Source organism: Bacillus sp. BML-BC051, from assembly GCF_019656175.1.
GTDB classification, from domain to species: Bacteria; Bacillota; Bacilli; order Bacillales; family Bacillaceae_G; genus Bacillus_A; species Bacillus_A mobilis.
Genome location: NZ_BPLI01000134.1, coordinates 1 through 302 on the forward strand (window position 1 = coordinate 1; position 302 = coordinate 302).

1 protein-coding gene is annotated in these 302 nt (G+C 35.1%); it reads right to left on the reverse strand.

The genetic code is table 11. The annotated features are described in order from the left end of the window. Nucleotides 1-91: 91 nt before the first annotated feature. Nucleotides 92-302 (reverse strand): HNH endonuclease (locus K5S59_RS29580; protein ID WP_220784123.1); only part of this gene is annotated, 211 nt, incomplete at its 5' end.

Consider the following 302-nt stretch of genomic DNA (forward strand, 5'->3'; position numbering starts at 1 on the left):
TAAAATATTTTTCTACTTGTTCGATTTCATGATCTGTTACTTTTTCATTACTTACACCAACCCATACAATGTTATGCATTAATAAACCTCCCTATTTTTCTCCGTCTTTCCCCCAGATGTTATACCCACCCGTGTGACCAGTTTGCTTATGTAATTTCGCGTCTACAAGCTGCATTCTTCCTGTGTCCTGATGGTGATGCCATGTATATGTTTTGGGTTTCTGACCATTTTTAAATAATTCAATTTCTTCTGCTGTAAATTTAGCTGCTAGTTTTGGATCTTCTAATATCTGTTCATATAAC